This is a genomic window from Parabacteroides sp. AF17-28 (genome assembly GCF_003479205.1).
Lineage (GTDB): Bacteria > Bacteroidota > Bacteroidia > Bacteroidales > Tannerellaceae > Parabacteroides > Parabacteroides acidifaciens.
In genome coordinates this window covers 31,450-53,199 of record NZ_QUGV01000020.1, presented here as the reverse complement: position 1 = coordinate 53,199, position 21,750 = coordinate 31,450, and the positions used below count along the sequence as shown (strand labels likewise).

The 21,750-nt window shown below is 46.3% G+C and carries 21 protein-coding genes and 2 tRNA genes; 13 read left to right on the top strand and 10 right to left on the bottom strand.

Going from position 1 to position 21,750, the window contains the following annotated elements; all coding sequences use genetic code 11:
- Positions 1–37: 37 nt before the first annotated feature.
- Together DWW90_RS14440 and DWW90_RS14435 are read right to left on the bottom strand one after the other, a co-directional pair.
- Positions 38–108: transfer RNA gene (locus DWW90_RS14440), tRNA-Gln, on the bottom strand.
- Between the two features lie 39 nt (positions 109–147).
- Positions 148–218: transfer RNA gene (locus tag DWW90_RS14435), tRNA-Gln, on the bottom strand.
- A 216-nt stretch (positions 219–434) separates the two neighbouring features.
- On the opposite strand from DWW90_RS14435, the gene rsfS reads away from it, so the two are divergent.
- The 3 genes from rsfS to DWW90_RS14420 all read left to right on the top strand — a co-directional run bounded on the left by rsfS (position 435) and on the right by DWW90_RS14420 (position 3,781).
- Positions 435–794: a ribosome silencing factor gene (gene rsfS, locus DWW90_RS14430; RefSeq protein ID WP_115499869.1), complete on the top strand. Its 360-nt coding sequence runs from the start codon at positions 435–437 to the stop codon at positions 792–794.
- A gap of 34 nt (positions 795–828) precedes the next feature.
- Positions 829–2,823 (top strand): ATP-dependent zinc metalloprotease FtsH, encoded by a 1,995-nt coding sequence (gene ftsH, locus DWW90_RS14425; protein WP_122333004.1) that lies wholly within the window; start codon positions 829–831, stop codon positions 2,821–2,823.
- Positions 2,824–2,947: 124 nt separating this feature from the next.
- Positions 2,948–3,781, top strand: coding sequence for a phosphatidate cytidylyltransferase (locus tag DWW90_RS14420; RefSeq protein WP_122333005.1), 834 nt, complete (start codon positions 2,948–2,950; stop codon positions 3,779–3,781).
- Here the strand turns inward: DWW90_RS14420 and DWW90_RS14415 are convergent.
- Positions 3,768–4,502 (bottom strand): porin family protein, encoded by a 735-nt coding sequence (locus tag DWW90_RS14415; RefSeq protein ID WP_122345454.1) that lies wholly within the window; start codon positions 4,500–4,502, stop codon positions 3,768–3,770. The genes DWW90_RS14420 and DWW90_RS14415 overlap by 14 nt on opposite strands.
- A gap of 154 nt (positions 4,503–4,656) precedes the next feature.
- Here DWW90_RS14415 and DWW90_RS14410 point away from each other — a divergent pair, with 154 nt between their 5' ends.
- Positions 4,657–4,827: a DUF362 domain-containing protein gene (locus tag DWW90_RS14410; protein WP_115499873.1), complete on the top strand. Its 171-nt coding sequence runs from the start codon at positions 4,657–4,659 to the stop codon at positions 4,825–4,827.
- Between the two features lie 101 nt (positions 4,828–4,928).
- Here the strand turns inward: DWW90_RS14410 and DWW90_RS14405 are convergent, their stop codons facing one another.
- Positions 4,929–5,288, bottom strand: coding sequence for a DUF3276 family protein (locus tag DWW90_RS14405; RefSeq protein WP_115499913.1), 360 nt, complete (start codon positions 5,286–5,288; stop codon positions 4,929–4,931).
- Positions 5,289–5,512: 224 nt separating this feature from the next.
- Between DWW90_RS14405 and nusB the strand changes: the two genes are divergently transcribed.
- The 5 genes from nusB to DWW90_RS14380 all read left to right on the top strand — a co-directional run bounded on the left by nusB (position 5,513) and on the right by DWW90_RS14380 (position 8,958).
- Entirely contained in the window at positions 5,513–6,439 is a 927-nt protein-coding gene (gene nusB / locus DWW90_RS14400; RefSeq protein ID WP_122333007.1) for a transcription antitermination factor NusB, read from the top strand.
- 62 nt (positions 6,440–6,501) lie between these two features.
- Positions 6,502–6,813 carry a preprotein translocase subunit YajC gene (gene yajC, locus DWW90_RS14395; protein WP_115499875.1) on the top strand — a complete coding sequence of 104 codons (312 nt, stop codon included), beginning with the start codon at positions 6,502–6,504 and terminating at the stop codon, positions 6,811–6,813.
- A 12-nt stretch (positions 6,814–6,825) separates the two neighbouring features.
- Positions 6,826–7,839, top strand: coding sequence for a YbbR-like domain-containing protein (locus DWW90_RS14390; protein ID WP_122345453.1), 1,014 nt, complete (start codon positions 6,826–6,828; stop codon positions 7,837–7,839).
- Positions 7,832–8,413 carry a dephospho-CoA kinase gene (gene coaE / locus DWW90_RS14385; protein ID WP_122333009.1) on the top strand — a complete coding sequence of 194 codons (582 nt, stop codon included), beginning with the start codon at positions 7,832–7,834 and terminating at the stop codon, positions 8,411–8,413. Before DWW90_RS14390 ends, coaE begins: the two co-directional genes overlap by 8 nt.
- A 110-nt stretch (positions 8,414–8,523) precedes the next feature.
- Positions 8,524–8,958 carry a DUF5606 domain-containing protein gene (locus DWW90_RS14380; protein WP_115499914.1) on the top strand — a complete coding sequence of 145 codons (435 nt, stop codon included), beginning with the start codon at positions 8,524–8,526 and terminating at the stop codon, positions 8,956–8,958.
- Positions 8,959–9,298: 340 nt separating this feature from the next.
- Here DWW90_RS14380 and lon read toward each other — a convergent pair whose 3' ends face one another.
- Entirely contained in the window at positions 9,299–11,761 is a 2,463-nt protein-coding gene (gene lon / locus DWW90_RS14375; RefSeq protein WP_115499915.1) for an endopeptidase La, read from the bottom strand.
- A 128-nt stretch (positions 11,762–11,889) separates the two neighbouring features.
- Between lon and DWW90_RS14370 the strand changes: the two genes are divergently transcribed.
- Entirely contained in the window at positions 11,890–12,606 is a 717-nt protein-coding gene (locus DWW90_RS14370) for a tRNA1(Val) (adenine(37)-N6)-methyltransferase (RefSeq protein ID WP_122345452.1), read from the top strand.
- Here the strand turns inward: DWW90_RS14370 and DWW90_RS14365 are convergent.
- Complete coding sequence (locus DWW90_RS14365; RefSeq protein WP_115499879.1) at positions 12,591–13,562, bottom strand: diacylglycerol kinase family protein; 972 nt, start codon at positions 13,560–13,562, stop codon at positions 12,591–12,593. The genes DWW90_RS14370 and DWW90_RS14365 overlap by 16 nt on opposite strands.
- Positions 13,563–13,757: 195 nt before the next feature.
- Here DWW90_RS14365 and DWW90_RS14360 point away from each other — a divergent pair, with 195 nt between their 5' ends.
- From DWW90_RS14360 to gldH, 3 genes are all read left to right on the top strand, one after another.
- Positions 13,758–14,945, top strand: coding sequence for an aminotransferase class I/II-fold pyridoxal phosphate-dependent enzyme (locus tag DWW90_RS14360; RefSeq protein ID WP_122345451.1), 1,188 nt, complete (start codon positions 13,758–13,760; stop codon positions 14,943–14,945).
- A gap of 152 nt (positions 14,946–15,097) precedes the next feature.
- The gene (locus DWW90_RS14355) at positions 15,098–16,606 is read left to right on the top strand and encodes a regulatory iron-sulfur-containing complex subunit RicT (RefSeq protein ID WP_122345450.1); all 1,509 of its coding nucleotides are present in this window, start codon (positions 15,098–15,100) and stop codon (positions 16,604–16,606) included.
- Positions 16,521–17,057 (top strand): gliding motility lipoprotein GldH, encoded by a 537-nt coding sequence (gene gldH, locus DWW90_RS14350; protein ID WP_122331335.1) that lies wholly within the window; start codon positions 16,521–16,523, stop codon positions 17,055–17,057. Before DWW90_RS14355 ends, gldH begins: the two co-directional genes overlap by 86 nt.
- Positions 17,058–17,059: 2 nt before the next feature.
- On the opposite strand, the gene rodA is transcribed toward gldH, so the two are convergent.
- From rodA to mreC, 4 genes are read right to left on the bottom strand one after another with little or no spacing between them, the layout of a single operon-like run.
- On the bottom strand, positions 17,060–18,508 hold the full coding sequence (rodA, locus tag DWW90_RS14345; RefSeq protein WP_115499882.1) for a rod shape-determining protein RodA: 1,449 nt from the start codon (positions 18,506–18,508) through the stop codon (positions 17,060–17,062).
- The gene (gene mrdA / locus DWW90_RS14340; RefSeq protein ID WP_122345449.1) at positions 18,498–20,372 is read right to left on the bottom strand and encodes a penicillin-binding protein 2; all 1,875 of its coding nucleotides are present in this window, start codon (positions 20,370–20,372) and stop codon (positions 18,498–18,500) included. Before mrdA ends, rodA begins: the two co-directional genes overlap by 11 nt.
- Positions 20,362–20,880 (bottom strand): rod shape-determining protein MreD, encoded by a 519-nt coding sequence (gene mreD / locus DWW90_RS14335; RefSeq protein WP_115499884.1) that lies wholly within the window; start codon positions 20,878–20,880, stop codon positions 20,362–20,364. The genes mrdA and mreD overlap by 11 nt, the downstream gene beginning before the upstream one ends.
- Positions 20,873–21,727: a rod shape-determining protein MreC gene (mreC, locus tag DWW90_RS14330; RefSeq protein ID WP_115499885.1), complete on the bottom strand. Its 855-nt coding sequence runs from the start codon at positions 21,725–21,727 to the stop codon at positions 20,873–20,875. Before mreC ends, mreD begins: the two co-directional genes overlap by 8 nt.
- Between the last annotated feature and the right edge of the window lie 23 nt (positions 21,728–21,750).

The window sequence follows — 21,750 nt, the reverse complement described above, 5'->3', positions numbered from 1 at the left end:
AAAGTCCGTCACTCAAACGAATGACGGACTTTTTTTGTTGTTCAACCAGGACTCGAACCTGGACTAACAGGACCAGAATCTGTTGTGCTGCCATTACACCATTGAACAAAGTGTTTCTGACTAAAGGAATCGTTTATTTTCGTAAAGTTGTTCAACCAAGACTCGAACTTGGACTAACAGGACCAGAATCTGTTGTGCTGCCATTACACCATTGAACAATTTGAAATAACTAACTCCCTTGTTAGCGAGTGCAAAAGTACATACTTTTTCAAAATAAACAAACGTTGCGACAATATTTTTTCATTCATAAACTTTTTTCTTTGCCTGCTTGTTTTGATTTTGCAAGTATATACATATATTAATAGGGGGAAATCACCGACATAATAAATTTAAGAAGTATATTTGCGTCCTTGAATATTACTAATAAAAAATAGATGGATCAAACAGAAGCATTAGTTAAAACGATTGTAGAAGGCCTACAGGAAAAGAAAGGCAAAAATATTGTAACCGTAGACTTAACCCGATTATCCGGCGCAATTTGCCAACATATGGTGATCTGCGAAGGGAACACTCCTACCCAGGTTTCCGCATTATCTGATTCAGTTTGGGATTTTGCCCGTCGCGAGGCAGGTGAAAAACCGCTTTCGATAGATGGTTCACAGCGGGCCGAATGGATCGGGATGGATTATGGCACGGTTCTTGTACATATATTTCTACCGGAACTACGCGAGTTTTATAATTTGGAGAACCTTTGGTCGGATGCCAAATTGACTCAAATTGCCGATCTCGATTAATCACCGGTCTCACATAGCATAGAGATAATCATATATGGAAAATAAAAACGACATGTTTAACAAAGCACCGAAGAACAATAAGCAAAAGATGTTCAAATTCAATCTCTATTGGATGTACGGACTTATCTTTATGATGCTTATCGCTTTATATCTTACAAACGATTCTTCGGCTTCTAAGGAATTAGGCTGGACAGAATTTCAAAAGCTGGCTCAAGAGAACGTATTTGACCGGATGGTCGTCTACAATAAAAAGAATTTAGTTGAAGCGACAGTTAAGAACGGCCAGAAAGGTCTGGTTTTTAAAAGAGACAGCGCAGCATTGGGCACCAACCCGAAAGTGTATGTCAAAATACCATCGGCTGACAAATTTTCGGATTTCTACGACAAGGCTGTCGCTGATAACCATATCAATACACAAGTCAGCTTTGAAGAAGGAGACGATGCGATCTGGAATTTCCTTGTTTCGTTCGGTCCGATCCTGCTGATCATCGTTGTCTGGATCTTCCTGATGAGGCGTATGTCGGGAGGAACGAGCGGCGGTCCCGGCGGTGTATTCAGTGTTGGAAAAGCCAAAGCGCAACTATTCGACAAGGATAACGACGGGAAAGTGACATTCAAAGATGTTGCCGGCCTGGCCGAAGCCAAACAGGAGGTGGAAGAGATTGTTTCCTTCCTCAAAAACCCTGAAAAATATACGGAATTAGGAGGTAAGATTCCTAAAGGCGCATTGCTCGTGGGTCCTCCGGGAACAGGTAAAACACTATTAGCTAAAGCTGTAGCAGGAGAAGCAAACGTTCCGTTCTTCTCGTTGTCAGGTTCCGACTTCGTGGAAATGTTCGTCGGCGTGGGCGCATCCCGCGTACGCGACCTGTTCCGCCAAGCCAAAGAGAAAGCTCCTTGTATCGTTTTTATCGACGAGATCGATGCCGTAGGTCGTGCCCGCGGTAAGAACGCGAACATGAACAGTAACGACGAGCGCGAGAACACATTGAACCAGTTGCTGACGGAAATGGACGGTTTCGGTTCCAACAGCGGTGTGATCATCCTGGCTGCAACCAACCGTGCCGATATTCTGGACAAGGCGTTATTACGCGCCGGACGTTTCGACCGCCAGATACATGTGGAATTGCCGGACTTGAACGAACGTAAGGAAATATTCGGCGTACATCTGCGTCCGATCAAAATAGACGAAAGCGTAGATGCCGAGTTTTTGGCACGCCAGACACCCGGTTTTTCAGGTGCGGATATAGCCAACGTATGTAATGAGGCCGCTTTGATTGCCGCCCGTAGCGGTAAAAAGTTTGTCCAGAAGGACGACTTTATGAATGCGGTGGACCGCATCGTCGGAGGTCTGGAAAAGCGAACCAAAATAACGACAGCCGACGAACGTCAATGTATCGCCAACCACGAAGCAGGGCATGCGACATTGAGCTGGTTGTTAGAACATGCCAATCCGCTGGTGAAAGTGACGATTGTTCCCCGCGGCAAAGCATTAGGTGCCGCCTGGTACTTGCCGGAAGAGCGCCAGATCACAACCCGCGAGCAGTTGTTGGACGAAATGTGTGCGACTTTGGGAGGACGTGCCGCCGAAGAACTTTTCTTAGGAAAAATATCGACCGGTGCTTCCAATGACCTGGAGCGCGTAACCAAGCAGGCCTACGCAATGGTTGTTTATTTCGGTATGAGCGAACGGCTGCCGAACCTGAATTACTACGATTCGAGCGGCCAGGACTGGGGCTTCACCAAGCCATATAGCGAAGAGACGGCACGTCTGATCGACCTCGAAGTACAGAAGATCGTCAACGAACAGTACGAACGGGCCAAAAGTATCCTGAAGGCATATGCCGAAGGACACAATCAGCTGGCACAGGTATTGTTGGAACGCGAAGTTATTTATACGGAAGACGTCGAACATATCTTCGGTAAACGCGCCTGGGTTTCCCGTTCGGAAGAAATCCTCGAACTACAGGAAAAAGCCAATGGCAAAAAAGAGGAAGCAAAAGAAGCAAATATAGCAGAAGCAAACTAACAAATAATTCCATGCCCATCCGTCTTCGGTTTCATGGGCATCCATTTCCGGTTTCATGGGCATGGAATTAATTTATTCCTTATATTTGTACCGATAATAAATCAATAAACAAAACACTACTGCCTTGAGAAATCTGATTATACGAGCGTTAACCGGCATAATATTCGTAGTGGTACTGGTCAGTGCCATTTGCGTCCATCCTATTTTCTTCCTCATTCTCTTTTGTGTCATAACAGGATTAACCCTTTGGGAATTCGGTGGGCTGGTCAAACATTATGAAAATGCGGACCTGCAACGGACGATGAACGTTGTGGGCGGCGTCTATCTGTTCATAGCGACTTTCGTCTATGCGAACGGGCTGGCGGACGGAAAAATATTTCTTCCTTACCTGCTTTTCATTATGCTGACGATGATTGCGGAACTTTATTATAAAGCGCCGAACCCGATCAACAACTGGGCATTTACACTGTTTGCCCAAGTATATTGTGCCGGATCTTTTTCCATGCTGAACTTTATCGGGGCGGAACCCGGAACACCCGGCGTCATGAGCTATACGCCGCTTTTCATCATGGCCATTTTTATTTTTGTCTGGCTGGACGACACCGGAGCTTATCTGGTCGGTTCCCTGATCGGAAAAAGAAAATTGTTTGAACGCATCTCCCCTAAAAAGTCGTGGGAAGGTTTCTTCGGCGGGTTAATCCTCGTATTGGCTTCTTCACAGGTCTTTGCCTGGTATGCACCGGAAATCAGCCGGTATAACTGGCTCGGGCTGGCTGCGACAGTCGTTATATTCGGGACTTGGGGAGACTTGATCGAATCGTTGCTGAAACGTACGCTCAGTGTGAAAGATTCCGGAAACGTATTACCGGGTCACGGCGGAATGCTGGACCGTTTCGATAGTGTCATGCTGGCTGTTCCGGCCTGCTACATCTATATCGAACTCTTTATTCGAAATTGAAGGTCAACGTCACCATCCGGGAAGTTGCCTTGGAAAGGGAATTCGGATATTTGATCAATTCCGGGTCCGTCAGGTCGCCTCTGTCTTTTTCCAGCAAGTCGACAAGTCCGAAGCTGAATTTAAGTTCCGGACATAGTTTAAAGAACGGAAGATAAATATCACATCCGATACCGAACTCAACGCCGAAGTCCGTTCCTTTCAACAGGATCGGATTTCCTTTTTTACGTCCTAAGTCGAACGCGCCGTAGATACCGCCAATCAGATAAGGCCGGTAGTTATTCACACGAAAAGCGCTGTACTTCACATCCAACGGGAAAGTCAGATAATTGGAACGGACAGATGTGGAATACTGGCTTATCACCGGATTATCTTCTGTCCCCTCTACTCCTTCCATCTCCGGACGACGAAACACAAATTTCTTATCGCCAAAATGGATTGTCGGCGTAAAGCGCAGGCTGAAATAAGGATTCAGGTACATATCTCCGATCACACCGACACTGAATCCGGGCGAATAGCTCGGAATCTCGGCAAACCAGGTTTCACCATCCGCGGCAACACCGGTATTGGTCAATATCAGATCCTGTGCATGAATACCCACATGAAAGCCCAAATGGAACCACTTCAAATCCGCATAGGGCTGGTTCTTTACCTTTTCTTTCTGCCCCATCACAGTGGTAACAGTTAGAAAGAATACACATATAATAAATAGTAGACGTCTCAATTCTTTTCGTAATTTTGAATTATAACGGGAAAGAACCCGACTTATTGCAAAAATGCATTTATTTCGACAAAATAAAGGGGCAGATCTTTTTTTAATACAAAGAAAGCTCTATTTTTGCACGAACTAATAGTTATCAATTTAAACGTTTAAAAAAATGGCTTACGTAATTAGTGACGATTGTATCGCTTGCGGTACTTGTATTGACGAATGTCCGGTAGGAGCAATTTCAGAAGGTGATAAATATCATATCGACCCTGAAATGTGTACTGATTGTGGAACTTGCGCAGATGCTTGTCCTACTGAAGCAATCCATCCGGAAGCATAACCGCAACAAAATAGGCTTCCTTTTACAGGGCCTATAAAGATAACGGGCTGTTTCCTTCCGGAACAGCCCGTTATTATTTTACTCCATTTTCCCCAATTCCGTCAGAAATCGATATCCAGCTTTATTTCATCTGACTCATCAGCCAGCTGGTCGTTATCCGACACTTCTACCGGGCTTCCTCCCGCCCTGCATTGTTTAATGTAATTGATTACATCATTCATTCCATCCATGAACTTATCAAAGTCCTCTTTGTACAGGAAAATCTTATGTTTTTCAAAAGAGACCTGAGTACCGACCTTCGGCTGCACCTTCTTACTTTCCGTCACAGCCAGGAATAAATCGTCTTTCAGGTTCTTCTTTACATCCAGATAATAGATTCTTTTTCCTGCTTTAATGGTTTTAGAGTATAAAATCTCTTTGTCACCACCTTCAACCTGCATTTTCTTCACCGAGTCTTCCATTATAGCAAACATTCGTTAAACACCCACCCATTTATCATAACTTGCTTCAAATATGTGCATTTTTTTTTAAACAACAACTATTTTAACGCATCAAAATGCACATAAAAAATCAAGTTCTTACAAAATAATCGCGAATGCGTATAAAATTAAGCGAAGCAAAGAGCTTTTATCAAAAGAATGACTAACTTTGCAGCCTAATTTATAACAAGTAGTTCCTTCAAACGATGATCAACAGAATTTTAATCCGCATTAAAGTTTTACAGATAGTATATTCTTACTATCAAAATGGAAACAACGACCTCAAAGTAGCGGAAAACGAATTGCTTTTCAGTCTTAGAAAGTCTTATGACTTATATCATTATTTCCTTCTTCTAATTGTCGCTGTAACTAATCTGCAAAAACGCATCCTGGACGTCCGTAAGAACAAATACATGCCGACAGATGCGGAACTGAATCCGAACACCCGTCTGGTAGACAATCGTTTCGCCGCCCAGATTGCAGAAAACGAAGCCTTGCAGAAGTATGTGGCCGAACAGGGTATCTCATGGGATAACGACGAAGACTTCATCCGGATGGTGCTCGATCTGATCCTTTCATCCGAACAGTACAGCGAATATCTGAACAACGAGAACGATTCATACGAAACAGACAAGGAGTTCTGGCGTACCGTGTTCAAGAAACTGATCTGCGGCAACGAAACCATCGACGATTACCTGCAAGACAAAAGCATCTACTGGAATGACGATATCTCCATCATCGAAACATTCACGCTGAAAACGATCAAGCAATTCGATGAAAAGGCCGGAAGCAAACAAAAATTGTTGCCGATGTTCAAGGATCTCGAAGACCAGTCGTTCGCCATCAAACTGTTCCGCCAATCACTGATGAACGGCAGCCAATACCGCGAACGCATCAACAGACACATGAAGAACTGGGAAACCGAACGTATCGCCAATATGGACCTCATTATCATGCAGGTCGCACTGGCCGAAATCATGACATTCCCGTCGATCCCCATCAATGTGACACTGAACGAGTATATCGACACCGCAAAATACTACAGCACACCCAAAAGCGGCACGTTTATCAACGGCATTCTGGATTCTGTAGTCAGCGAGTTAAAAAAAGAAAAGTTATTGCTCAAAGATTAATTATTATCCTTACATTTGTGACAGTATCGAATTGATATTAACTTATTAATGTTTATAGTTATATGAGCTTACTTACTATTTTACTCCAGGCAGCTGCTGGAGGTCAGCAGTGGTCTGGTATTTTGATGATGGTTGTCATTGTTGCGATCTTCTATTTCTTCATGATCCGTCCGCAGCAAAAGAAACAAAAAGAAATTCAGAAAGCCCGCGAAGCATTGAAAGCGGGAGACAAAGTGATCACAGCCGGAGGTATCTACGGAAAGATTAAGGAAATCGGTGACACATATATGTTGATTGAAATTTCTGATGGTGTACGCATCCGTGTAGACAAAACTTCTGTTTTTGCATCTGCAGAAGACGCACAGCAAAAATAAACAACGGGACCTATGTCACGACTTGGACAAATAAATCAAACATTCAAGTCTATCCGGATAGAGATTAAGGCTTTTCTTCACCGACAGAAGTGGAAAGAAGCCTTGATCTTTTTCTTTTTTGTACTGCTTGCATTAGGTTTCTGGCTACTCCAGAGCTTGCAGCAAGAGTATGAAATAGACATCAACATTCCGGTCAAATACAAGAATGTACCGCCTGACATCTCTTTTACGGAAACGCCGCCTGAAGCCATTACCGTAAAAGTGAAAGATAAGGGGAGTGTGTTGCTGAACTACTCCTTCGGACGGTCGTTTGCCCCGATCGAAGCGAACATGAAAGATCAACCGGAAAAGACCGGAAAACTGGTCATCAACCGGAAAAGCATCGAGAGTGACATAAAGAAACAACTGATCGCTACCACTTCACTGGTCAGTTTCGAACCTCAACAGATCGAGGTGGCTTACAGCAAACGTATCAAAAAGGATATACCGGTCGTATTCAACGGAACGATCCGGACAAACGCGGGCTTCAAAATATCCGGCGATATTACCATTACGCCTCATAACATCAGCGTCTATGCCAGTGACGTCGTGCTGGATACTTTGAAAGAAGTCAAAACGGTCTTTACCGAAATCAAGAAAGGGAACAAGACCATCACACGCAACGTCCAGCTACAAAAAATAGACGGTACGACATTCGATCCGGCAAGTGTATCCGTGACTGTTCCGATAGAGGAATATACGGAAAAGACACTGGAAATCCCGGTTATCTGTACCGACTTGCCTCCCCATTATACGCTACGTACATTCCCGTCTGTCGTAAAGGTAAGCTGCAGTGTGCCTCTTTCCCGTTTCAAGAATGTCTCGGCCGATGATTTTGAGATACGTATCTCCTTTGCGGACCTGGAACAAAACGTCTCCGGCACCCTGCCTCTCAAGCTGAATAAGAAACCGGCAGGAGTGGACATTGCCACGATTGCCCCCGACCGGATCGAATTTATACTGGAACAGACCAAATCAAATGATTAAGATCGGAATCACAGGAGGGATAGGAAGCGGTAAATCGGTTATCGCTTCACTGCTGGAATTGTCCGGTGTACCGGTTTACATTGCCGATACGGAGAGCAAGCAACTGACAGAGACATCCCCTGTCATACGCGAAAAGTTGACCGCCCTGTTCGGCGAAACACTTTATACCGCTGAAGGACTGGATAAAAAGCAACTTGCATCCCATATATTCGGCAATCCCGAACGGCTGAAAGAGGTAAACGCCATTATCCATCCGGAGGTAAACCGCCATTTCCAAGCCTGGGCAGATAAGCAAAACACACCGCTATGTGCGATCGAGTCGGCCATCCTTTTTGAATCGGGCTTCAACCGGGCCGTAGACGTAAGCCTGATGGTGTACGCCCCGATGGAAGTGCGCATCCGGCGGGTGCTGGAACGCGATGCCGCGTCGCGTGAAGAGGTCATACGCCGTATCGGCAGCCAATTACCGGACGAGGTGAAAAAAGAGAAATCGGACTACGTAATCTTCAACGACGGCAAGCAGGCATTACTCCCGCAGGTGACTGCCTTTCTGGAAAAACTGCGTTCCCGATAGTGAATAATCATTAGAAACAAGAAAATATGCTCAAAACTGCCGGATATTCCCGTCAGTTATACTACATTTGCAGCACGAAAGTTAAACACTATTTAGAAAAACGAAGTATTATGTTGAAGACGATTTTGTCTATCTCGGGTAAACCGGGATTGTTTAAATTGGTTTCCCATGGGAAAAACATGCTGATTGTTGAGTCGTTAGCAGACAAGAAAAGAGTTCCTGCATACGCAAAAGATAAAGTAATCTCACTGGGAGACATCGCGATTTACACCGATGACGCGGAAGTGCCTTTGCATGAAGTGCTGACCAGTGTCAAGAATAAGGAAAACGGAGAGAAAGCATCGATCCCTACCTCCGCTAAACCGGACGAACTGCGTGCCTATTTCGCAGAAGTTCTTCCGACCTTCGACCGCGAACGCGTTTACCCGAGCGACATCAAGAAACTGATCTCCTGGTATAACATCCTGATCGGTGCCGGCATCACAGATTTCACCCCGGAAGAACCGGCGGCAGAAGAAACTCCGGCTGAAGAGACAAAAGAATAAGCCAGATTAAACTGAACCATATAACAAAGAGGCGTATCGGATTCCGGTACGCCTCTTTGTGTATTTTACAAGCAACCTTATTAAAGGGATAAAGTCTACTGAGGAATAGACATTGCCTCTAAGCTCTAAAAAGAGAGCCTGCAGCATGGGGCTATGTGCCGTAAAGGAAGGAATAACCCGGCAGATAGAATGAATGATGCGGGATGTGCGCCCCCTCCATACCTACCCGCTATTCATGTCACAGCCGTGAAACAAAAGAAATCCAACTGTAACATAGTAGGAAGACAGTTGTGACATGCAAAGAATACAGCCGTAACATGCAATAGAGGACCGGCGTTTATCAGAACAGCGGATTCGCCACCTTCTCTTTCAGCAAAGCCAGGTCAACCACCTGACGGATGTCTTCCACATAGTGGAAAGTCAGGCCTTTCAGGTAATCGGGCTTGATCTCGTCGATATCCTTTTGGTTTTCCTTACAGAGGATCAGTTCTTTGATACCTGCACGTTTGGCAGCCAGAATCTTTTCCTTGATGCCGCCAACCGGAAGCACCTTGCCACGCAACGTGATCTCGCCGGTCATAGCCAGGTTACTGCGTACTTTACGTTGCGTAAAGGCAGACACCAACGAAGTAACCATCGTAATACCGGCACTCGGACCATCTTTCGGAATAGCTCCTTCGGGCACGTGGACATGGACATTCCAGTTTTCAAACATTTCTTCGTTGATATCGAACAGTCCGGCATGCGAATGGATATACTCGAGTGCCAACATGGCAGATTCTTTCATCACATCTCCTAAATTACCTGTCAAAGTGAGCTTCGAGCCCTTTCCCTTGCTCAAGCTGGATTCAACGAACAGGATCTCGCCGCCGACAGCCGTCCAGGCAAGACCGGTCACGACACCGGCATAGTCATTGCCCTGGTATTTATCGCGGGTGTATTCGACAGCCCCTAAATATTCATGCAAATCTTCCGGGCGGATCTGTGCCGGGAGCGACTCGTCTCCCGCCAGCTTGCGGGCCAGCTTACGCATGATCTTGGCAATCTTCTTATCCAACTCGCGCACACCGCTTTCGCGGGTATAAGACTCGATTATAGCCTGCAAAGTCTTTTTCGGGAACTTCACTTTACCCTTCGGCAAGCCGTGAATCTCCAACTGTTTCGGAACAAGGTGGCGGGCTGCAATCTCGACTTTTTCCTCCATGATGTAACCGCTCACCTCGATCAGTTCCATACGATCCAGCAACGGCTGGGAAATCGTATTCAGATTATTGGCAGTTGCGATAAACATAACCTTGCTCAGGTCGTAGTCTATATCTAAATAGTTATCGTGGAATGCGTTGTTCTGTTCCGGGTCCAACACCTCGAGCAAAGCAGAGGCAGGGTCACCCTTGAAGTCGTTCGTCACCTTATCGATCTCGTCAAGGATAAAGACAGGATTGGATGTTCCGGCTTTTTGCAGGTTCTGGATGATACGTCCCGACATCGCACCGATATAGGTACGACGGTGGCCGCGTATCTCCGCCTCATCGTGCAGGCCACCCAATGAAACCCGGACATACTTGCGGTGCAATGCTTCCGCAATGGATTTTCCGAGCGAAGTCTTACCTACTCCCGGAGGGCCATACAGGCAGATGATGGGCGATTTCATATCTCCCTTCAGTTTCAACACAGCTAAGTGTTCGATGATACGTTCCTTCACCTTCTCCAGTCCGTAATGATCGCGGTCCAACACCTTCTGGGCATGAGCCAGATTGAAGTTATCCTTGCTGAACTCGTTCCAGGGCAGGTTGATGATTGTCTGCACATATTGTGTCTGTATAGAGAAATCCGGCGATTGCGGATGCAGACGTTCCAGTTTACGCACCTCTTTCTCGAAAGCTTCGGCTACGACAGGCGACCATTTCTTTTTTGCCGCCTTCTCGCGCAGTTCCTTTATCTCCAGTTCGTTGATATTGCCGCCCAGTTCTTCCTGGATCGTCTTGATCTGCTGCTGGAGGAAGTATTCCTTTTGTTGCTGGTTGATATCCTCGTGCGTTTTCATCTGGATGGAGTTTTTCAATTCCACCAACTGATATTCGCGGTTCAGGATGAACAGAAGGCGGTACGCCCGATCCTTCAGATTGCCGATCAACAGCAATTCCTGTTTTTCAGCCGATCCGCTGGGGATATTGCTACAGGAGAAATTAATCAGGTAAAGGACATTCTTATTATTCTTTATTGAAAAGATCAAATCGCGGGGAGGTTCTGATACAGCTCCGAGCATCTTGATCGTCAAGTCTTTGATTGTTGAAATAAGCGCTTCAAATTCCCGGTCGGATTTATCCGGCATAACATCTTCCTGCAACTTGATTTTCCCGATCAGATAAGGATCGGTAGCAGAGAGTTCTTGCAGTTCGAACCGTTTTTTACCTTGCAGGATTACAGTCGTCGTCCCGTCCGGCATTTCCAGCACGCGAACGATATCGGCAACTACTCCGGTCGGATACAGGTCATCTATTCCCGGATCTTCCGTATTCATATCCTTCTGGCAAACAACACCTATCAGTTTTTTCTTATGGACAGCCTCCTTGATAAGGCGCATAGATTTAGGGCGTCCGATCATAACCGGCATGGCTACGCCAGGAAACAATACCATATTCCGAAGCGGAAGGATTGGCAATTCTTCCCCTACTTTTTCTACTCCCTCAGTAAAGTCTTCATCAACGTCACATTCCGTCAGGATAGGCATTACAATACCTATGTTATCATCCAGATCGTTGTAAGACTCCTCGGCAAACATCGTCATTTTATCTCTCTTCATATATTCTTTATCATAGTTGCGGAATATTCTTATCGCCCGCAGTTCTATTTTGTACAATAAACGTGCCAAAGTTACTATTTTTAACTCAAACCGACTACTTTTGCAGTTGAAAGTTGAAATATAAAAACATGCCGAACCCCTATTTTCAATTCAAACAGTTTACCATCCGCCACGATAAGTGCGCGATGAAGGTAGGAACCGACGGTGTTTTGCTCGGCGCATGGGCAGGCACCAAGGGATGCAACCGTATCTTGGATATCGGTACGGGGACCGGACTGATCGCCCTGATGCTGGCACAACGCAGCAAGGCTGATATCGACGCAATCGACATAGATGCCGAAGCCTGTTTGCAGGCAGAGGAAAATGTGGAAGCCTCTCCCTTTGCCGGACGGATACATGTCATCCATTCCGCACTGGCAGATTTTGCATCCGTAGCCACCCGCAAATATGATCTGATCGTTTCCAATCCCCCTTATTTCGCCGATTCGCTGAAATGTCCGGACGGACAACGCAGCATGGCCCGCCATACGGACACCCTTCCTTTGGATAAGTTGCTGCACGACAGCCGCGCACTGCTTGCCCCCGGAGGACACCTGGCCCTCATCCTGCCTTACGACCGGAAAGAGTACCTCACGGAGTGCATCCGAAAGGAAAATCTTTTTCCTTCAAAGGAAATTTCAGTTATCCCCGTACCCGGCGCACAACCGAAACGCATCCTGATCGAGCTGACAGCCGAACCATCTGCATCGCCCATGCTGACCGGCCGGCTGACCATCGAAATTGCAAGGCATCAATACACGGACGAATACATCCGGCTGACCAAAGATTTTTATCTGAAGATGTAAGGAAGTTTCTTATCGAAGAAACGGGTTACTTCGCCAAACAAATTCTGTACCTCTGCCGTAAATGAAACAGTTTCGGGCGTCAATACGTTCAATGATTTGGGAAGAATTGATATTTCAATACGGCTGTCCGCCATGATCGGCTCGCCGTCGAGGTGCATGACTCCCGGTTTCTGGCGGATAATCGTCACCTCTTTTCCCGTGAATGTCTTGATTTTGCTGTTACGGTCGATCTGTTTGGTAAACAGTTGGATGGCCAGCGGAGCAATGTCCAGCGGACCAAAAGGAGAAAGGATGGTGATATCCATCTTTCCGTCCTGTATGTTGGCGTGGGGAGCGATAAAGGCATTATTCCCGTATTGGGAAGCATTGCCGCAAGCAACCAGGAAAGCCTTTTCCTTGACTGTCTGGCTGTCGATCTGCAGTTCGTAAGGTTCCGGCTGGTAACTCAGGTATTCTTCTACCGTATTCTTTATATAAGTAAGCGAACCGCGGCGTTTCTCACCGGCAAACTTCTGGCTGACCGCCGCATCGAATCCGACTCCGCAGGTACAGAAAAAGATACGTCCGTTTGCCTTGCAACAGTCGATTGTCGAAATATGTCCTTTTCTGATCAGGTCGATCGCACGGCGCACATCCATCGGAATATGCAATTCGCGTGCCAGGCCGTTTCCCGAACCTTTCGGGATAATTCCCAACACGGCGTCCGAATGGATCATGGCACGGGCAATCTCATTTACAGTCCCGTCACCCCCGACAGCAATCACGCAATTAACGCCTTTATCGATAGCCTGCCGCGTCAGCTCGCTGGCATGACCGGGATATTCGGTAAAAGAGATTTCCACAGAACAATTCTCCCTTGCGAACGCACGTTCGATCATTTTCGGAATCTTTCTCTTCGAACCGACACCCGAAATCGGGTTTATTATGGCCTGTATACTGATTGATTGTCCCTCCATCCTTGTTGTTACTTATTTTGAAAGGACAAAAATAATGCTTTTGTAAAACTTTTAAAGCATTTCGGCTACTATAAGTTATTTTTTTACTACTTTTGCAGCTGGATTTGCCGAAACATAGATATTTATGTAGGCGGTAAACCTGAGATCTTTTAGAGTAACAACGTAGCGAGAAAATCATTCTCTGTTAATTATAATATGAAACTTTTACAAGAGAAACTATCAAAGTACGATGCACCTCAGCGAGCTATGGCCGCAGGAATTTACCCATACTTCAGAATGATTGAAAGTGATCAGGATACAGAAGTAATGATCAGCGGTAAAAAGGTTCTGATGTTTGGTTCCAATGCCTACTTAGGCTTGACGAATCATCCGAAAGTAAAAGAGGCGGCAATTGATGCCATTAAAAAATATGGTACGGGTTGTGCCGGTTCACGCTTCCTGAACGGAACGCTGGATTTGCACATTCAGTTAGAAAAACGTCTGGCGGAATTTGTCGGAAAAGAAGACGCAATTGTGTATTCTACAGGATTTCAAGTGAATTTAGGTGTTGTTTCCTGCCTGACAGGACGTGAAGACTACATTCTTTGGGATGAACTGGACCACGCATCTATCATTGAAGGACACCGTCTTTCATTCTCCACTAAGCTGAAGTTTAAGCACAACGATATGGATTCGCTGGAAAAGCAACTCCAGAAATGCGAGCCGGACAAGGTGAAACTGATTGTCACCGATGGCGTGTTCAGTATGGAAGGAGATGTTGCCAACCTTCCGGGAATCGTTGAATTAGCAAAGAAATACAATGCAAGCGTCATGGTTGACGAAGCACACGGATTAGGTGTTTTCGGAGATCACGGCCGCGGAACCTGTAACCATTTCGGCGTGACAAACGATGTCGACCTGATCATGGGTACATTCAGTAAATCGTTCGCTTCTATCGGCGGATTCATTGCTGCCGACGAATCGATCATCAACTACCTCCGCCACCACTCCCGTTCTTATATCTTCAGTGCAAGTAATACGCCTGCCGCTACTGCTGCCGCAGATGCCGCGCTGGATATCATGTTGAGCGAACCGGAACGCATCCAGCACTTATGGGATCTGACCCACTACGCATTGGAAGGTTTCCGTAGCATGGGTTGTGAAATCGGACATACATCGACTCCGATCATCCCGCTGTTCATCCGTGACAACGACTTGACATTCCTTATTGTTAAGGAATTGTTTGAAGCCGGAGTCTTCGTAAATCCGGTTGTTGCACCGGCGGTTGCTTCGGAAGATACGTTGATCCGCTTCTCGCTGATGGCTACTCATACAAAAGAGCAGCTTGATTACGCATTGGAAGCTATTCATAAAGTATTCAAAAGTCACGGTCTGGTCGACTAAAATCAGAGCTGATAATGATATCGGAAAGGGCAAAACGGAGTACTCTGTTTTGCCCTTTCTCTTTATAATTCATGCATCATTTGCTACAAACCAAATATTTTGACTATTTTTGCGTAATTGTACGCGCAATAAACATTATATATACCAGACAAATGGATTTCAAATTAAATACAGGAAGTTGCTGCATGGGTAAAAAAGGATGCAGCAAAATACAAAATAATAAACTGAACACCTACGATTGGCTTTGCGATGTGCCCGATGCGGCAAACGCAACCGATTATGTAGAAGTCCAGTTCAAAAATACCCGCAAAGGGTATTATCTCAACAGTTCTAAAATTCCTCTGGAAAAAGGAGATATAGTCGCAGTTGAAGCCAGTCCCGGACATGACATCGGGACCGTCACACTGACCGGAAAACTGGTTCTTCTCCAGATGAAAAAGAACAATGTCCGCACCGGCGAAGGAAACGAGCCCAAGAAAGTCTATCGCAAAGCCAAACCGACCGACATTGAGAAATACGAGGAGGCAAAAGCTAAGGAACATGCAACTATGATCCGTTCCCGGCAGATTGCCGCCGACCTCGGGCTGAACATGAAAATCGGTGACGTGGAATACCAGGGAGACGGCAATAAGGCGATCTTCTATTACATTGCCGACGAGCGTGTGGACTTCCGCCAGCTGATCAAAGTACTGGCCGAAGCATTCCGGGTGCGTATCGAAATGAAGCAGATCGGTGCCCGCCAGGAAGCCGGACGTATCGGAGGTATCGGACCTTGTGGACGCGAGTTGTGCTGTTCCAGCTGGATGACAAGCTTTGTATCCGTAGCTACCGGTGCTGCACGCTATCAGGACATCTCTATGAACCCGCAAAAGCTGGCCGGACAATGTGCCAAGCTGAAATGCTGTATCAACTACGAAGTGGATGCCTATGTGGAAGCACAAAAACGCCTGCCTTCCCGTGAAGTGGTGCTGGAAACGAAAGACAATAACTATTATCATTTCAAAACGGATATCTTCAAACGGGAAATCACCTATTCTACGGACAAGTCATTTGCTGCCAACCTGGTTACCATCTCTGCCGACCGTGCTTTCGATGTGATCAATATGAACAAAAAAGGGACGAAACCCGTTACGCTCGAAGCCGATACCAAACCGCAACCGCCTAAACGCGATGCGCAGGATATTCTGGGACAGGACAGCGTCACCCGCTTCGACTCTTCCCTGAAAAAGAAGAAAAAGAAACGGAACGGAAACGGAAACAAGGAAGCTAACGGCAATAGGGATAACCAACCGAAAGATGCAACAGCCGGTAACGAAGGAAACAACAAACCGTCCAACGGAGAAAAGGCTAACAGCAACAACGGCGGCGAAAACAAAAACGGAAACCGCAACAGTAGAAGCGGGAATCGTAACGGGAACCGCGAAAACCGGGAACCACGCGAAAATCGGGAGCCCCGGGATAACAACAAGGAACGCGGCAATCGCGAGAATAATCGGGAAAACCGGGATAACAATCGCGAGAACAACCGTAACAGACAGCGTCCTAATCGAGTAAACAACGATAAGCAACCGAATAATGACAAACCTCAGCAACAAGCTAAGCCTGCTGCAAAACCGGAAACTAAACCGGAAAGCAAGCCGGATACGAAGCCAGAAGCTTAAAGGAATCATTGCCGCATTGATTTGTTCCCTGTTCTTTTCCTGCGAGAACGAAGCCTTGTACGACCAATACCAGGCAATCGATAAGACCACGTGGGAAAAGGACAAGGAATATTATTTCACCTTCGAGGTGGAAGATATATCCGTACCTTACGATCTGACGCTGAAAGTAAGGAACAACAATCTGTATCCCTATCAAAACTTATGGATTTTCTGTAACGAAGAACAACCGATCGGTCCGCTCCGCCGCGATACGATCGAATGTGTGCTTGCCGATGAGTTCGGCAAATGGTACGGACATGGTATCTCTTTATATCAAAGCAGTTTTCCCATCCATACGCAATACAAATTCCCGCATGCGGGACAATATACCTTCAGCTTCCGCCAGGGAATGCGCGACGATGCTCTGAAAGGCATACAGGAAATCGGGTTCTCGGTCAGTCCGTCCAAGTAGTACTACCGTTCCCGGCGGGAAGCATCCAGGCGAAGGAAGATAAAGAGAAGAATAGTAAATCCCCAGAGGGAGGAGCCGCCGTAACTGAAAAACGGAAGCGGAATGCCAATTACAGGCGTAAGTCCTGTCACCATGCCTATATTAATCACCAAATGGAAAAAGAAAATAGAGGCGACACTATATCCGTACACCCGGTTAAACGTGGAACTCTGCCGCTCGGCCAATGCTATCAGGCGCAGGATCAGAACGGCAAACAGCAACAAGACGATGGAAGCGCCGACAAATCCCTGTTCCTCTCCCACCGTACAAAAGATAAAGTCAGTATCCTGTTCCGGCACATATTTCAACTTAGTCTGCGTACCGTTCAAGAAACCTTTTCCGGAAAGTCCACCCGAACCGATTGCGATCTTCGACTGGTTTACATTATAACCGGCACCACTCGGATCATCCTCCAAACCCAACGAGACCTTGATACGCACCTGCTGATGAGGCTCCAATATATCCGTAAACACATAGTCCACGGAATACATGAAAGCCAACGATCCTAACGCAAAAACGGCAATCAGCACATAATGCCAGACCCAGTTGCGGACAGACAGGAAAATCAGGTAGCAGGCAATCAGTAAGACCAGCCCCATCGATATCCAGGAATAATCGACCGGAACAAAGAAAGACGCAACATATCCTCCCAGAAAGGCAACTGCCGTCGCAGCCAACATAATCTGCACGGCACGGGTATCTTTTCTCTCCACCTGCACCAAGATAACCGTAATCAGCAGGATCATAGAAGAAACAAGTAATTCGCCCAACGCCGTCGCACCGACCGTTACATCCGAGAATTTCATACTGGTCACAAAGAAAATAACCGCACAAACTCCCGCCAAAAGAATATACCCGGACATTCCCTCCCTGTACAACATAAGAAAGAAAGCCAGATAAACCAGTGCCGAACCAGTTTCCTGCTGTAACAAAATACAAACCATCGGCAGGAAGATCAGTGTCAACACCAGGATAAAGTTTTTGGGCGTAGTTAACTTGAAGCCATACGTATTCATCACTTTGGCTACTGCAAGCGCCGTCGCAAACTTGGCAAACTCCGCCGGTTGCAACCGGATAGGCCCTAAAACGAGCCATGAATGGGAGCCTTTTATATTGGGAGCCAGAAAGATTGTCGCGATCAGCAAGACAATGATAGCCGCATATATCAGATAGGCAAATACATCATAAAACTCGCTCTCCAACATCAATATCACAAAGATCAGCCCGAACGACAGCCCCATCCAGATCAACTGGGAGCCGGGGCGGCCCGACGGATCGAACAACCCCACGTTGTCGAACTCATAGCTGGCGCCACAGATGCTGAACCAACCGGCCACGATCAGAATCACATACAGCAGGATCGTCCACCAGTCTACTGTCTTCCATATTTCAGTCTTCCTTCTATAATTCACGATTCGGTAAAGATAAAACGTTTGGTGATACTACTGCATTCGACATCGTCTCTTCCAGCAGTTTATTTTCTTCTGATATCTCACCCTTCAGATACTTCTCCATCATCAGCTTGCCTATCGGCACACCGTAAGTAGCGCCGAACCCGCCGTTTTCCACATAGACGCAGATAGCTACTTTCGGATTCTGGTAAGGAGCAAACCCGATAAAGGCCGAATGGTCTTTCCCATGCGGGTTCTCGGCCGTACCGGTCTTACCGCAAACTTCAATACCCGGAATGGCTGCACCCCGGCAAGTTCCTCCTATAACGGCATTCCGCATACCTTCAGCCACGATCTCGTAGTTCTTACGTTCAACCATCGTATGCCGTTTCTCGGTATAAAGCGTATCCAGCGGCATATCCTGTATTTCCTTCACAACATGCGGAGTGACAAAATAGCCCCGGTTGGCAATGGTCGCCGCCAGGTTACAGATCTGCAAAGGAGTTGCCAAGACTTCTCCTTGCCCGATTGCGATCGAAATGATCGTACTGGAACTCCAGCGGCTGTAATACTTATCATAGTATTTGCTATTCGGAATAAAGCCTCTTTTCTCACTTGGCAAATCCACACCTAACTGGTATCCGTATCCCATTGAAACCAGATAGTCCTTCCAGACTTCAAAAGCCTCTTCTACATTCGGATAACGTTTCCGACTGTCGATCATATCACGCAAGCCCCAACAGAAAAAGGAGTTACAGGAAGTTGCCAGCGCATACGTCACATTCAAAGGAGAGGCATGACCGTGACAAGCCGGTTTTCCGTTTCTGGAACCTGTATATCCATGTGCACAAGTGTACAGCGTTTCTGTCGTAATCACTCCTTCTTGCAGGAAAGTGAGTGCCTGAGTCGGTTTGAAAGTCGATCCCGGAGGGTATTTCCCCATAATGGCACGGTTCAGCAAAGGCGTATCCGAATTCTTTGCCAGCATCACATGGTTCTTTCCCCGCTGACGCCCAACCAATAAGCTGGGATCGTAGGTCGGAGAAGAAACCATACACAGGACTTCGCCTGTCTCAGGCTCGATCATGACAATACTTCCTCTTTTATTACGCATCAGTTTCTCACCCAATGCCTGCAGTTCCATATCGATGGAAAGTGTCAGGTTCTTTCCGGAAACGGGAGCCACATCGTGCCGTCCCTCTTCATAACGTCCTTTTATACGTCCATGTGCATCCCGTAGCAGAATCTCAACACCCTTAACGCCCCGCAAGACCTTTTCATAGGACTGTTCTACCCCTGAACGTCCGGAGTTATCTCCCTGCACATAATAAGGATCTTTCTCTATATCCCCACGATTCACCTCCCCGATATTCCCTAACAAATGGGCTCCATACGGATACTCATATTCCCGGACCGTCCGATTCTGGATATAAAAGCCCGGAAATTTATATAGCTTCTCCTGTAAAACGCCACATTCCTGTGCGGAGAGGTGATTCATAAACACCTGCGGCACATAAGAAGAATAACCCGGATTAATCCTCCGGTTCTTGATATCGGCTATACGCTTTTCAAACTGTTCTTTTGTGATACTGAGGATATTGCAGAAGTCAAGCGTGTCGAACGGCTGTATCTCGCGCATAATCAGCATGACTTCATAGGAAGGCTGGTTGTAGACCAGCAGTTTCCCGTTACGGTCATAGATGATACCCCGGGAAGGGTTTAAAGTCTTTTTCAGAAACGCATTACTATCAGCCCATGCTTTATAATCGTTGTTCACTACTTGCAGGAAGAACAGACGGATGATAAAGATGAGAACCAGCAGAACAACGGCGCCGCCAATCACATAGCGCCTGTTCTCAAGTGCATACTTCACGTTATTCTCCACTTTTCTGGGACTCTATATTAAATGCTTCTATCGTACAAATCAATAAAATCGTCGTCACCACACTCGCCCCGATACGAAGCGCCAGGAACAACGGGTCGAAAAACGTCAGCGACTCGATCAGGAACAACGTCACATGATGAATCACTACAAACAAGAGTGTGTAGCGGAAAAAACCGCCATATCCGAATGTCTTATAAGAAGGATAAATTCCTTCCGGCAGATCTTTCCCCATAAACAAGCGGATCAATGGCTCACGGATAAAGCCGGCGAACGTACAAGCTGCCGCATGCATCCCCGGTGTATTGGAGAAGATATCGATAACCAGCCCGATCAGGAATGAGAAAAACACCACATTCGTCCGCGATGTCCCCACCGGCATTTTCAGTATAAAATAAAGATACAGGAATGGTGTCGCCACACGCAGGAAATGGATGTTGTTCAGGACTAACACCTGTATCAACACCAACACCACGAAATAAAAGAAACCCCGCAGTATATTGTTAATCATTCCTTTTTGCCTCCTGCTCTATATTTTTTTGCTCCGCCTGACGATAGTTCTTTATAATGCGCACATTGTTCAAAGCCTGGAAATCAGTTGCCAACTCCACTTCAAGCGAATAGAAGTTATCATCATGCTGCTTCTCGAAATCCACCACTTTGCCGACAATTATCCCGGCAGGAAAAACAGCAGAATAACCGCTTGTTACAATCGTATCTCCTTTCTCAAATTCCACATGACGGGGCAATTCGTCGAGGTTGGCAAACCGTGCATTACGCCCGTTCCAGCTCAAAGTTCCGAAATAGCTGCTTCCCAACACTTTGCAGCTCAACCTGAATTTAGGATTCAACAAAGGGATAACTACGGCAAAATGATCGGAAACAGTCGATACAATCCCGACCACACCCCGTTCCGAAACGACGCCCATATCGGGTTCGACGCCATCTTTGCGTCCCCTGTTAACCGTAATATAATTAGACAAATGCGTAACACTGTTATTCACAACATTCGCCATCACGAAACTATACGGAAAATGCTCGGTCGAATCAGGGGCAAACCCGGAAAATGTCACCGTATCGGCACGCATCATATCCAGTTGGTCCTGCAATTCGAGCAACTCCATTTCAAGCTCCCCGTTACGCTCCAACAACTCCCGGTTTATCTCCCTTAAATTCAGGTAAGAACTGACATAGCCGGAAACAGAAGCAATATGCCCGGTTATTACATTCGCCGAACTGAACATGATATTCCGTTGATACGCATTATTCTGATAAACCAGCATCAGCGACACAACCTCGAGCAATATGAATAAGAACCAATGCCTCTTTCTGACTAAAAAATCCAGGAGTTTACGCATAATAAATAATGTGCCAATAGACT

Bases quoted from the DNA above. Each gene is read 5' to 3' on its own strand.
- ftsH (WP_122333004.1), top strand. From the start codon at position 829: ATGGAAAATAAAAACGACATGTTTAACAAAGCACCGAAGAACAATAAG.
- rsfS (WP_115499869.1), top strand. From the start codon at position 435: ATGGATCAAACAGAAGCATTAGTTAAAACGATTGTAGAAGGCCTACAG.
- DWW90_RS14360 (WP_122345451.1), top strand. From the start codon at position 13,758: ATGAAACTTTTACAAGAGAAACTATCAAAGTACGATGCACCTCAGCGA.
- DWW90_RS14380 (WP_115499914.1), top strand. From the start codon at position 8,524: ATGTTGAAGACGATTTTGTCTATCTCGGGTAAACCGGGATTGTTTAAA.
- lon (WP_115499915.1), bottom strand. From the start codon at position 11,761: ATGAAGAGAGATAAAATGACGATGTTTGCCGAGGAGTCTTACAACGAT.
- DWW90_RS14390 (WP_122345453.1), top strand. From the start codon at position 6,826: ATGTCACGACTTGGACAAATAAATCAAACATTCAAGTCTATCCGGATA.
- coaE (WP_122333009.1), top strand. From the start codon at position 7,832: ATGATTAAGATCGGAATCACAGGAGGGATAGGAAGCGGTAAATCGGTT.
- yajC (WP_115499875.1), top strand. From the start codon at position 6,502: ATGAGCTTACTTACTATTTTACTCCAGGCAGCTGCTGGAGGTCAGCAG.
- DWW90_RS14405 (WP_115499913.1), bottom strand. From the start codon at position 5,288: ATGGAAGACTCGGTGAAGAAAATGCAGGTTGAAGGTGGTGACAAAGAG.
- gldH (WP_122331335.1), top strand. From the start codon at position 16,521: ATGACAAACCTCAGCAACAAGCTAAGCCTGCTGCAAAACCGGAAACTA.
- nusB (WP_122333007.1), top strand. From the start codon at position 5,513: ATGATCAACAGAATTTTAATCCGCATTAAAGTTTTACAGATAGTATAT.
- DWW90_RS14365 (WP_115499879.1), bottom strand. From the start codon at position 13,562: ATGGAGGGACAATCAATCAGTATACAGGCCATAATAAACCCGATTTCG.
- DWW90_RS14410 (WP_115499873.1), top strand. From the start codon at position 4,657: ATGGCTTACGTAATTAGTGACGATTGTATCGCTTGCGGTACTTGTATT.
- DWW90_RS14355 (WP_122345450.1), top strand. From the start codon at position 15,098: ATGGATTTCAAATTAAATACAGGAAGTTGCTGCATGGGTAAAAAAGGA.
- DWW90_RS14370 (WP_122345452.1), top strand. From the start codon at position 11,890: ATGCCGAACCCCTATTTTCAATTCAAACAGTTTACCATCCGCCACGAT.
- mreC (WP_115499885.1), bottom strand. From the start codon at position 21,727: ATGCGTAAACTCCTGGATTTTTTAGTCAGAAAGAGGCATTGGTTCTTA.
- mreD (WP_115499884.1), bottom strand. From the start codon at position 20,880: ATGATTAACAATATACTGCGGGGTTTCTTTTATTTCGTGGTGTTGGTG.